This window comes from Providencia sp. PROV032 (assembly GCF_028484875.1).
GTDB lineage: Bacteria > Pseudomonadota > Gammaproteobacteria > Enterobacterales > Enterobacteriaceae > Providencia > Providencia rettgeri_E.
The window spans coordinates 128810-141029 of record NZ_JAMPSX010000010.1; the positions used below are offsets into that span (position 1 = coordinate 128810).

Genomic DNA, 12220 nt, shown 5'->3' on the forward strand with positions numbered 1-12220 from the left:
GACATGACACAATTTGCTATGGTATTTCCCGGACAGGGTTCTCAGTCTTTAGGTATGTTAGCGGCACTAGCTGAAGAAAATCAGCTTGTTGAGCAAACATTCGCTGAAGCATCGGAAGCATTGGGTTACGATCTCTGGGCGTTAGTACAAAATGGGCCAGAAGAAGAATTAAATAAAACATGGCAAACACAGCCTGCTTTATTAGCAGCGTCTGTGGCGATTTTCCGTGTTTGGCAAGAAAAAAATGGCGTAATGCCTACAATCATGGCAGGCCACAGCCTTGGGGAGTATTCAGCTTTAGTTTGTGCCGGTGTTATCGACTTTAAACAAGCGATTAAACTGGTCGAATTGCGGGGGAAACTCATGCAAGAAGCGGTTCCTGAAGGCACGGGTGCAATGTATGCCATTATTGGCTTAGATAATGAATCAATTGAAAAAGCCTGCCAAGAAGCCTCTCAAGGCCAAGTGGTTTCACCAGTTAACTTCAACTCACCGGGCCAAGTTGTGATCGCGGGTGAAAAAGCGGCCGTTGAACGCGCAGGTATTGCCTGTAAAGAAGCGGGGGCAAAACGAGCATTGCCTTTATCTGTTAGCGTACCTTCACATTGTGCATTAATGAAGCCAGCTGCTGATAAATTAGCCGAAGCGTTAGCAAAAATCGATTTTTGTGAGCCAGTCTATCCAGTTATTAACAATGTTGATGTTAAAATTGAGAAATCGGCACAAAATATTCGTGATGCTTTAGTCCGTCAACTGTATAATCCAGTACGCTGGACAGAAACTGTAGAATTGATGGCAGATCAAGGTGTTGAACACCTAATTGAAGTAGGCCCAGGAAAAGTATTGACTGGTCTTACCAAGCGAATTGTCTCTAAATTAACTGCCGTTGCAGTCAATGATCCTGTATCATTAAGCACTGCTTTAGAAAATAGCTGAGGACGACATGAGCTTTGAAGGAAAAATTGCACTGGTAACAGGGGCGAGTCGTGGAATTGGTAAAGCGATTGCTTTAACACTAATTGCTCGTGGCGCTACCGTTATCGGAACAGCAACCAGCGAAAAAGGCGCAGAAGCCATTACCGCTTATCTTGATGGTAAAGGTAAAGGTTTAGCCTTAAACGTGACTGATACAGCATCAATCGAAGAAACTTTGACCAAAATCCGCGAAGAATTTGGTGAAATTGATATTTTGATTAATAATGCAGGTATCACTCGTGATAACCTATTGATGCGTATGAAAGAAGATGAATGGCAAGATATTATTGACACCAATCTTTCATCTGTTTACCGTTTGTCTAAATCCGTTTTGCGTGCCATGATGAAAAAACGTTGTGGACGTATTATTTCAATTGCATCCGTTGTTGGTGTAATGGGAAATGCGGGGCAAACTAACTATGCAGCAGCGAAAGCGGGGTTAATTGGTTTTAGCAAATCATTAGCTCGTGAAGTCGCTTCTCGTGGTATTACTGTCAACGTCGTTGCACCTGGTTTTATCGAAACAGATATGACTAAAGCATTGACAGATGAACAGCGTGCAGGCATTTTATCTCAGGTTCCTGCGGATAGACTGGGTGATGCACAAGAAATTGCCAGTGCTGTAGCGTTTTTAGCTTCTGATGAGGCTGCTTACATCACAGGTGAAACATTGCATGTCAATGGTGGCATGTACATGATCTAAAGAAATGATGGAACTATTTGCATTTTTAATGTTATCCAACGCTAAATAATGCAAAATAATAGTTCCAACAGCCGGGATTGGGTTGTATCTTTTCCTGTATTTCATAAACTACGAAAACCATCGCGAAAGCGAGTTTTGATAGGAATTTTAATAGTATGAGCACTATCGAAGAACGCGTTAAGAAAATCATCGTTGAACAACTGGGTGTTAAAGAGGAAGAAGTTGTAAATACAGCTTCATTTGTTGATGACTTGGGCGCTGATTCTCTTGACACAGTTGAGCTGGTTATGGCTCTGGAAGAAGAGTTCGATTGCGAAATCCCTGACGAAGAAGCTGAAAAGATCACAACAGTACAGGCTGCGATTGACTACGTCGAGAACGCATCTAAATAATTGTACGAAAAACTTATCTAGGCGATCACTCGATCGCCTATGTTTCTTTTGTAACTTTTCCCTCCTTGGAGGAAATACGTGTCTAAGCGTCGTGTAGTCGTAACCGGACTGGGCATGTTATCTCCTGTCGGCAACACAGTTGAGTCATCATGGAAAGCTGTTTGTGACGGACAGAGTGGTATCAGCCTAATCGATCATTTTGATACTACTAACCACGCAACTAAATTTGCTGGCTTAGTAAAAGATTTCAATTACGAAGAATTTGGCATCTCCCGTAAAGATGCAAAGAAAATGGATCCATTTATCCAATATGGTATCGCGGCTGGCTTTCAAGCCTTCAAAGATGCTGGATTGGAAGTAACAGAAGCCAATGCTACCCGAATTGGTGCAGCGATTGGTTCTGGTATTGGTGGGTTAGGCTTAATTCAGGACAACTGTGAGTCATTACTTCACGGTGGGCCTCGTAAGGTAAGCCCGTTCTTCGTACCATCAACCATCATTAATATGGTGGCTGGTCATTTAAGCATTATGTACGGTTTCCGTGGTCCAAGTATTTCAATTGCAACCGCCTGTACATCTGGTGTGCATAATATTGGTCATGCTGCACGTATGATTGCTTACGGTGACGCGGATGTGATGGTTGCAGGCGGTGCTGAAAAAGCGACAACACCTCTTGGTGTAGCTGGTTTCGGTGCAGCACGTGCATTGTCGACTCGCAACGATGACCCACAAGCGGCAAGTCGTCCATGGGATAAAGACCGTGATGGTTTTGTTCTGGGGGACGGAGCAGGTATCATCATTCTCGAAGAATATGAACATGCGAAAGCGCGTGGTGCAAAAATTTATGCCGAAATTGCAGGTTTTGGGATGAGCAGTGATGCTTATCATATGACATCACCGCCTGAAAATGGTGCGGGTGCCGCACTTGCAATGGAAAACGCACTGAATGACGCAGGCATTAAAGCGAGTGACGTGGGGTATATCAATGCTCACGGTACTTCAACCCCTGCAGGTGATTTGGCTGAAGCGCAAGCGGTCGTTAATGTATTTGGTGAAGGTACTGACGTATTAGTCAGTTCAACCAAATCAATGACTGGGCACCTCCTTGGTGCAGCGGGCGCTATTGAATCAATTTTCACCATTTTGTCATTGTGCGACCAAATTGTTCCACCAACCATTAATTTGGATAACCCAGATGAAGCGTGCAAACTGGATTTTGTTCCAGGTGAGGCTCGTAAAGTGGACAACATGGAGTTTGCTCTGTGTAATTCATTTGGTTTTGGTGGCACCAACGGTTCATTAATTTTCCGTCGTTATAACGGCGAGTAATTAATCAATTACCGTGATTAATTAGCCCTAGTCGCTTAATTGTGGCTGGGGCTTTATTTTTTGCAGTACTTTGCACAGCTCTTCGCTTTAGTTTATGATAATCTCACTTGATTACTGTCTGATTTATCAGCTTTTATTATAAGTAATATCAATGTCATATTGGGTTAATGGGCAGCTTTGCCAACAAATAAGTGTTACCGATCGTGCGGTCTCTTTTGGAGACGGCTGCTTTACGACTATATACGGCGTTAATCAGCAAGCTAAAATGTTAGATGCGCATATTGCTCGGTTAAAACATGATAGCCAAAGGTTGAAAATTGCACAGCCAGATTGGGAAAGCTTGGCAGTGCACTTAAAGCAGATTTGTGCAGAACAAACTCAAGACGAGTTTGTGATTAAAGTGATCCTGAGCCGTGGTGTTGGAGGCCGAGGATATAGTACTAAAGGTTTTACCACACCGACGGTAATAGTGAGCGTTTCTCCCTTTACAAATAACTATGTTCAACTGCAGTGCAAAGGGGCGCGCTTAGTTCTTAGCCAAATTCCATTAGCTCGTAACCCATTGTTAGCTGGCATGAAGCATCTCAACCGCCTAGAACAAGTTCTTATTAGGCAAGAGGTTGATGAACTAGGTGTAGATGAAGCGATTGTGCTAGATACCGACGGTATTATTGTTGAATGCTGTAGCGCGAATGTTTTCTGGCGAATTGGGCAAACAGTGTATACCCCAATTTTATCTCATAGTGGTGTCAATGGATTAATGAGACAAAAGATCATATCACTGCTAGAGGATAGCCAGTACCATCTTCAACAGGTCGAACGCTTTGCTAACGTTTTAAATCATTGTGATGAAGTGGTTATTTGTAATGCGCTGATGCCGGTTTTACCTGTACAAAGTATTCAAATGGATAAACAACTTCCACCATTACAATTTGCGTCTCGTGAGCTGTTTGAGTATCTATTTTTGCGTTGCAAAATTTAGTTTTTATAAATGAATTAATTATTACCAACACACGCATTGAAATGGTCAATAAATGAAATTAGCCAAAAAAATCATTCTAATCGCCGTTACCTTGGCTGCTATTGTTGCAGTCGCTGTCTATTGGCAATATCGTCAAGTATTGGACTATGCCAAAACGCCAATCAACATCACACAAGAAAAAATTTTTACGGTACCTGCGGGGACTGGGCGTGTTGCATTTGAAGGGTTACTTATTGAAGATAACATTCTTGACAAAGGGAATGAATTTCAATGGTTACTCAAATTACGGCCTGAACTGGCTCAGCTAAAAGCGGGCACTTATCGCTTGCAGCCGGGGATGAATGTTGAACAGCTATTACAATTAATTGTGAGTGGAAAAGAAGCCCAGTTTTCGATCCGTTTTATTGAAGGTAATCGTTTAAGCGATTGGGGTAATATTTTACGCGACGCACCGTACTTAGAGCATAAAACCACCAATTTAACCCCAACAGAACTGCATGCCCTGATTGGTTTTAACGGGGAAGGCACGTTAGAAGGGTGGCTATACCCTGACACTTATTTATACACAGCAGGAACAACTGACGCTGAAATTTTGAAACGTGCCTATAAACGTATGCAAAACAGCCTTGATGAAGAGTGGAAAGGGCGTGATAGGGATTTACCCTATAAGAATGCCTATGAAATGCTTATTATGGCTTCGATTATTGAAAAAGAAACCGGTATTGATAGTGAAAGGTCTCAAGTTGCCTCCGTGTTTGTTAATCGCCTAAAGAAAAATATGCGTTTGCAAACCGACCCAACAGTCATCTATGGCTTAGGTGAAAAGTATCGTGGTAAAATTTATCGTAGTGATTTAGATACTTACACACCGTACAATACTTATAAGATTGATGGTTTGCCACCAACACCGATTGCAATGCCAAGCCTTGCATCACTTAAGGCAGCAGCGCATCCGGCTAAAACGGATTACATATTCTTTGTCGCAGATGGTAAAGGTGGGCATACTTTTAGTCGTAATTTAAACGACCACAATCGTGCCGTTAAAGTTTATCGCCAATTTGAACAGCAAAACTGATAAAAATGAAAAACCAATTTATTGTTATTGAAGGACTTGAAGGCGCTGGTAAAACAACTGCAATCAATACGGTTGTAGAAACGTTAAACCAAGCAGGGGTCACAGATATTGTTTTCACCCGTGAACCCGGAGGCACGCCATTAGCCGAGAAATTACGCGAGCTGATAAAGCAAGGTATTGCCGGTGATAAAGTGACTGACAAGGCGGAGTTACTAATGCTATATGCTGCCCGTGTCCAACTGGTTGATACAGTGATCCAACCTGCATTAGCGGCCGGCAAATGGGTGGTGGGCGATCGTCATGATTTATCTTCCCAAGCGTATCAGGGGGGCGGGCGTGAGATTGACCGCGATTTAATGAAATCATTACGTGATTTGGTGCTAGGTGAATTCAAACCTTCATTAACCTTATACCTTGACTTACCACCTGAATTAGGTTTGCAGCGTGCAAGGTCACGAGGTGAATTAGATAGAATTGAAAAAGAATCGTTAGCTTTTTTTGAAAGAACACGCAGCCGTTATCTTGAACTTGCTGCTGGCGACAAAACCATACTCACGATTGATGCAAGCCAAAATATTGAGCAAGTACAGCAAGATATTCGGCAAACACTGACAGAATGGCTCGTGCGTGCCAGATAAACCAAATAAGGTATTAATCCCATGAATTGGTATCCTTGGTTAAATGAACCTTACCGACAAATCATAACTGCGTACCAAAGCGGTCGAGGCCACCACGCGTTACTGCTTCATTCGGTACCGGGAAATGGGGCGCAAGCGCTGTGCTATGGTTTGAGTCGTTGGCTTATTTGCCAAGAAAGAGACGGGTTAAAAAGCTGTGGGCAGTGCCATAGTTGCCGTTTGATGCTCGCAGGTAACCATCCTGATTATCACATTATTGAAGTAGAAAAAGGAAAGTCTACTGTTAGCGTTGATGCGGTTAGGAAGTTAATTGAAACCTTAAGTCGCCATGCTCAGCAAGGTGGCAATAAAGTGGTATATATCCCACAGGTTGAAGCATTGACAGATGCAGCAGCGAATGCCTTATTGAAAACATTGGAAGAGCCTGCAAAGGACACTTACTTTTTACTTGGAAGTGATAAACAAGAGAATTTGCTAGCGACCATTCGCAGCCGTTGCCTAAGTCATTTCTTATCCGCGCCCGATCTACAAATAGCACTTTACTGGCTTCAAAAGCAAAAACCGGGTATTGCGACTGAAAATGCGATAACGGCATTAAAAATATGCCAAGGTGCGCCAATTTCTGCACTGGCCTTATTGGACGAACAGCGTTGGCAAAAACGTAATGCACTGTGCCATAGTTTAAGTCACGCATTGCATACGGGTGATATGCTGAGTTTGCTGCCTAGTTTGAATATCGACGAGGTCACAGATGCCTTAAATTGGCTACTTAGTCTATTTGCGGATGCAATTAAAATTCAACAAGGTGCTGGGGCTTTTTGCATCAACCAAGATCAGCAAGCTCAAGTTATGCAATTAGCTGGTGCTATGAATCGCACCCAGTTAATAAATATGTATGATAAGTGGTTATACTGCCGTCATCAATTAATGACAGTTCCTGCACTGAATCAGGAACTGATCCTGACAAATCAATTATTACAATGGGAAGCTTCACTGGCTGTCCCTACATTTTAAAAAGAGTTAAATATGTTTGTTGTTGATTCACACTGTCATCTCGACTGTTTAGATTATGAAAAATTGCACACAAATGTCGACGATGTTATCGCAAAGGCCTCGGCTCGTGATGTTCACTTTATGTTAGCCGTTGCAACGACGTTGCATGGTTTTGAAAGCATGAAGAAAATGATTGGTATGCGAGACAATATCGCTTTTTCATGTGGTATCCATCCTCTTAATTTAGACGAAGGATATGATTTCGCGCGATTAGCACAATTAGCGGCAGGAAATGAGGTTGTTGCGTTAGGGGAAACCGGGCTGGATTACTATTACCAGCAAGAAAATGCGCTGCTGCAGCAAGAATCTTTTCGCCAGCACATTCGCATTGGTCGCGAAGTTAATAAACCGGTGATTGTGCATACTCGTGCAGCACGAGAAGATACTTTATCCATTCTACGTGAAGAGAAGGTGATGGATTGTGGCGGAGTATTGCACTGCTTTACCGAAGATAGAGATACTGCGGTGGAGTTACTCGATTTAGGCATGTATATCTCATTTTCAGGGATCGTCACATTTCGTAACGCAGAACAAATTAGAGAAGCCGCTCGAGTTGTTCCTTTAGACCGCATTTTAGTTGAAACCGACTCACCTTATTTAGCTCCTGTTCCTCATCGTGGTAGGGAAAACCAACCTGCGTATGTTCGGGATGTCATTGAATATATGGCAGTATTGAAGGGAGTGAGTGTTGAACAGCTCGCTGAAATTACGACGCAAAACTTCAATCGTTTGTTTCATTTAAATGTCGGTACAGGTAACGTATAAATGAGTTCACAAGAACGATTAAATGACTAAGGAAATTGAAATGGCAGAAGAAACGATTTTCAGTAAAATTATCCGTCGCGAGATCCCTGCAGACGTGGTTTACCAAGATGATCTTGTCACCGCATTTCGTGACATTTCACCACAAGCACCATCACACATTCTTATCATTCCTAATAAATTAATTCCAACTGTCAATGATGTCACTGCGGATGACGAACTTGCGTTAGGTCGTTTGTTTACTGTTGCAGCTAAAATTGCTAAAGAAGAAGGTATTGCAGAGAATGGTTACCGTTTAATCATGAACTGTAATGAACATTCGGGGCAAGAAGTCTTTCATATCCACATGCATCTAGTGGGTGGTCGTCCATTAGGGCCATTATTGGCTAAGTAATGAGTAATAAGGGATAAGGGATCGACAATGAACCGTATTGCATTACTTGCTTTGGTAACAATGTTGCTAAGTGGTTGCATCTTTAAAAAGACACAAGGGCTGGTTTTTAATGAGCAACAAAGCATCATTATGGAGCCAGCAGTACTCGCGCAAGGTATCATTGTCGAAAACCCAGTGATAGGTAGTGAAAACCATCAAACCATTGCCACGATTAATATGAGTAATACTCAATCTGAAGTGGTGAATATTGCTTATCGTTTATATTGGTATGATAAGCAAGGGTTAAAAGTGGAGACTTCAAATACCTTGTATCAGCAGATTGCAGCGAATTCCGTTGCGAAAGTTCATGCTGCGACTTCCTCTCCACGTGCAACAAATGTACGTGTTCATGTATTTTTATCGCCAAAGGCCGGAGAGTAATAATGAAACGCATCTTAATGGTTGCTGCCGCTACATTAATTTTGGCTGGGTGCCCTTCATATCCACCTCAACAACCTGGTACTCAGCCACCGATTGTACCAATAGAGCCGGAAAAACAACCTGAAGTAACGCCACCACCCATTGATGTTGTTCCAACTCCACCAAAACAGCAAACAATAGATTGGTCTGCATCTATTACGCCTTTAGTTAATCAAATGGCGAGTGCGGATGGTGTTGAAAATGGCAAAGTCCTGTTAGTTGATTCAGTGAAAAATAATACGAACGGTTCACTACCTGTGCAAGCGGTGACATCAGCCATGACAACTGCGGTTGAGAATACAAATCGCTTTAAAGTTGTTCCTGCCAGTGTGGTGGGGTCTGCGCGTAAGACGCTCGGTTTATCTCAAGAAGACAGCTTGGTAACCCGTAGCAAAGCCATTGGGTTAGGCCGCTATGTCCAAGCGGATTATGTCATTTACAGTGTGATGTCAGGTTCAAACAAAGAACGAAGCCTTGAAATGCAATTAATGGAAGTGCAAACAGGCGAAATTATTTGGACTGGAAAACACAATATTGAGTAACTCGCAGTCACTTTATCAACTGTTAGTGGCGTGCTTTCCTACAATCTCTGTGCGAGATTGGAAAATATCCTCACTCACAGGGCTGTCAGGTGGAAGTTATTTGCTGCAATGTTTTTTGCCTGGCAGCGAAGTCAAGCTTATCGCGCGTGCGGATGGAACTGCACAAACCGCGTTGTATGTTAATCGAAAGAAAGAAGCGCGAATATTACAGCAATTACGCGCTTTTTCCTTTACGCCGAAAGTGATTGGCCGAAATTCACAATGGTTATTACTCGGATGGTGTGAAGGGCAACATCCTGATAATAAAGCTTTTTTGCTGCCTAGTTTTCAGTGTGAGCTTGCGAATATAGTCGCACAATTACATCGGGCGCCACTGTTGGGGTATCGCTTACAACTTTGCGATGAAATATCGCATTATGGCTATTTAATCGATAAAAAACGTTTTTCACCTCGTTGGAAAAAATTACATCGTCATTTTACCTCTGCAGACTTCCCTAAGACGCTAAAACTTGCCCCTGCCCATATGGATATCCATGCTAAAAATATTGTTTGCACATCAGCAGGGCGTTTAATGCTATTGGATTGGGAATATGCGGCCAATACAGATATCGCATTCTCTTTAGAAACCTATTTTCAATTTAATGGTCTGAGTGATATTCAGCGAGATTTTTTCTTGACGCAATATTGTGACATTCACGGTGCTTATCGAGACAAACAGCAATTGGCCGAAAGCTGTCAATTATGGGCACCTTGGGTAAAATATATGACATTAATGTGGTATGAAGTGCAGTGGCATGAAAGCCAGTCATCGGACTTTTTGTTACACTCACAACCATTACGACAATATTTTGGTTTATTAGGTTGATGGCCGAAGGCTATCAGAAAACAGTATCGGATTAAGTTAATTAGTTTAATAAGTGAGGCATGTTATGGGTCCTATAATGCTAGATGTTCAGGGTTATGAATTGGACAACGAAGAGCGCGAAATATTGGCTCACCCATCCGTGGGGGGCTTAATACTGTTTACCCGTAACTTTCATGACGCAGCACAATTACGAGAGCTTGTTCGCCAAATTCGTGATGCATCAAGACACCGGTTGCTGATAGCCGTTGACCAAGAAGGCGGTCGAGTACAACGTTTCCGTGATGGTTTCACCGCATTGCCTTCAGCTCAAGCATTTGCTGCACTCAATAGTGAGATGGATGGCGCTAAGCTTGCTGAAGAGGCAGGCTGGTTAATGGCATCAGAGATGATAGCCATGGATATTGATATTAGCTTTGCACCTGTTTTGGATCTTGGCCATCAAAGCATTGCGATAGGTGAACGTTCATTCCACGAAGACCCAGAGATTGCGATGGTTATGGCGGAGCGTTTTATTAGAGGTATGCGCAGTGCAGGGATGAAAACGACAGGTAAACACTTCCCTGGTCATGGTGCAGTGAAAGCCGATTCGCATAAAGAAACACCTCGGGATGATCGTGCTTTGGAGAAGATCCGCGGTAAAGATATGCTGATTTTTAAAGACTTTATTCAACGAGAGCTACTCGATGCAGTTATGCCAGCCCATGTTATCTATACCCAAGCTGATGACCGCCCTGCGAGCGGCTCACCATTTTGGTTAAAATCGGTATTGCGCGAGCAACTTGGTTTTCATGGTGTCATTTTCTCTGATGATTTATCTATGGAAGGCGCGGCAGTGATGGGGAGTTACCCTGAGAGAGCACAGGCCTCACTGAATGCGGGGTGTGACATGATTTTAGTTTGTAATAACCGTGAAGGTGCCGTTAGTGTTTTAGATAACTTACCGAAGCAATATGATAGCCAAGCTTCTAAGCTATATCATAGTGGCCGACAATACAGTTTGACAGAATTACAGGCCGTTGAGCGTTGGAAAGAAAGTCATCGGCAACTGGTTGATTTGCATGAGCGTTGGCAAGAACACCGCTAATAATTTTGATTACATTTAGTATATCTAAAAGCCAGTATTTTATTTACTGGCTTTTTTTTGCATAAATACGCATAACAAAGGGGTACTATTTTTCATAAAGAAGATGGTGATATCATTGCTCATATTAAAAGTTACCCGTAACGTTATCAATAATTGCACAGTTAATCACAATAATATATCTAATCGTATTAGATAAAAATCAATCAATATTTATTTTGCTCTCTAAAATAATTAGAGAGTATTTTATTGATTTAATCATTTTAAGGTTCATTGTTTGAAATAAAAAAGTGAAATTGTTGATAGTTTGACTTATTGGTATTTGTATTTTTAGTTTATATGAAATAATTAACTAATAATTTGCATTGCAACTTGCTTTTCATGCGATTAAAAGCGTCCAATATGACTTTGAGCCATTTAATAATGAAATAGGTTACTTTCAAAAGTTAAAGAAAATTTAAATAAATGAAAAGTAAGATAAGTAAAACAACATTTGATAGCTAAATAATATTTATCATTTATCCGAGATTTACTTGATTGCAATTGGCCTGTAGGGAAATGTACTTTCTCTTGTGATGTGCTATATAGAATAATTGTGGATTGAATATATATCTACAAACAGTATGTATTCATGTGAAAATTTTTATTAGGTTATATTTTATTCATTACTCTTTATATCTATAAAGAAAGCAGTTTGCAGATATCCATTTAAATTTATGTTTTAACTGGTTATAAATGAATTGATTCTGAAACCCTATCCAAAATAAAGGTTTATACCTTAAATTCCCCTAAAATGAAGTGTGATTGTGATCACTGTTGGTGGGTAGTTTAATGCAACTTATGTAACGTGTTGTGACAGCGATCGTTTTAATTGACATAAAATTACGATAGCATTCATATTATGAAAGATTTATGACAATTTAGAGCGATAAGTAATCAGTTTAAAAAAACAGCAATTTAATGGTTGCAC

At 41.4% G+C, this 12220-nt stretch carries 14 protein-coding genes; all 14 read left to right on the top strand.

Annotated features, from left to right (window positions below):
* The first annotated feature begins 3 nt into the window (after window positions 1-3).
* Window positions 4-936: an ACP S-malonyltransferase gene (gene fabD / locus PSF42_RS09395; protein WP_125891205.1), complete on the top strand. Its 933-nt coding sequence runs from the start codon at window positions 4-6 to the stop codon at window positions 934-936.
* 7 nt (window positions 937-943) lie between these two features.
* Window positions 944-1678 (top strand): 3-oxoacyl-ACP reductase FabG, encoded by a 735-nt coding sequence (gene fabG / locus PSF42_RS09400; RefSeq protein ID WP_102137722.1) that lies wholly within the window; start codon window positions 944-946, stop codon window positions 1676-1678.
* A gap of 155 nt (window positions 1679-1833) precedes the next feature.
* Window positions 1834-2070, top strand: coding sequence for an acyl carrier protein (acpP, locus tag PSF42_RS09405; protein WP_004253236.1), 237 nt, complete (start codon window positions 1834-1836; stop codon window positions 2068-2070).
* A 78-nt stretch (window positions 2071-2148) separates the two neighbouring features.
* Entirely contained in the window at window positions 2149-3399 is a 1251-nt protein-coding gene (gene fabF / locus PSF42_RS09410) for a beta-ketoacyl-ACP synthase II (protein WP_125891204.1), read from the top strand.
* Window positions 3400-3550: 151 nt separating this feature from the next.
* A complete protein-coding gene (gene pabC / locus PSF42_RS09415) occupies window positions 3551-4381 on the top strand; it encodes an aminodeoxychorismate lyase (RefSeq protein WP_125891203.1) in 831 nt (276 codons plus the stop codon).
* A 52-nt stretch (window positions 4382-4433) separates the two neighbouring features.
* A complete protein-coding gene (gene mltG, locus PSF42_RS09420; protein WP_213912585.1) occupies window positions 4434-5456 on the top strand; it encodes an endolytic transglycosylase MltG in 1023 nt (340 codons plus the stop codon).
* A 5-nt stretch (window positions 5457-5461) separates the two neighbouring features.
* A complete protein-coding gene (gene tmk, locus PSF42_RS09425) occupies window positions 5462-6094 on the top strand; it encodes a dTMP kinase (RefSeq protein ID WP_272679896.1) in 633 nt (210 codons plus the stop codon).
* Window positions 6095-6115: 21 nt separating this feature from the next.
* Window positions 6116-7108: a DNA polymerase III subunit delta' gene (gene holB, locus PSF42_RS09430; RefSeq protein ID WP_272679897.1), complete on the top strand. Its 993-nt coding sequence runs from the start codon at window positions 6116-6118 to the stop codon at window positions 7106-7108.
* A 12-nt stretch (window positions 7109-7120) separates the two neighbouring features.
* Window positions 7121-7912 carry a metal-dependent hydrolase gene (locus tag PSF42_RS09435; RefSeq protein ID WP_125891199.1) on the top strand — a complete coding sequence of 264 codons (792 nt, stop codon included), beginning with the start codon at window positions 7121-7123 and terminating at the stop codon, window positions 7910-7912.
* Between the two features lie 40 nt (window positions 7913-7952).
* Window positions 7953-8303: a purine nucleoside phosphoramidase gene (hinT, locus tag PSF42_RS09440; protein ID WP_272679931.1), complete on the top strand. Its 351-nt coding sequence runs from the start codon at window positions 7953-7955 to the stop codon at window positions 8301-8303.
* Window positions 8304-8330: 27 nt separating this feature from the next.
* Entirely contained in the window at window positions 8331-8723 is a 393-nt protein-coding gene (locus PSF42_RS09445; RefSeq protein WP_272679898.1) for a YcfL family protein, read from the top strand.
* Window positions 8724-8725: 2 nt separating this feature from the next.
* On the top strand, window positions 8726-9304 hold the full coding sequence (gene lpoB, locus PSF42_RS09450; protein ID WP_272679899.1) for a penicillin-binding protein activator LpoB: 579 nt from the start codon (window positions 8726-8728) through the stop codon (window positions 9302-9304).
* On the top strand, window positions 9297-10169 hold the full coding sequence (locus tag PSF42_RS09455) for a phosphotransferase (protein ID WP_272679900.1): 873 nt from the start codon (window positions 9297-9299) through the stop codon (window positions 10167-10169). Before lpoB ends, PSF42_RS09455 begins: the two co-directional genes overlap by 8 nt.
* Window positions 10170-10233: 64 nt before the next feature.
* The gene (nagZ, locus tag PSF42_RS09460; protein WP_272679901.1) at window positions 10234-11253 is read left to right on the top strand and encodes a beta-N-acetylhexosaminidase; all 1020 of its coding nucleotides are present in this window, start codon (window positions 10234-10236) and stop codon (window positions 11251-11253) included.
* The last annotated feature ends 967 nt before the right edge of the window (window positions 11254-12220 follow it).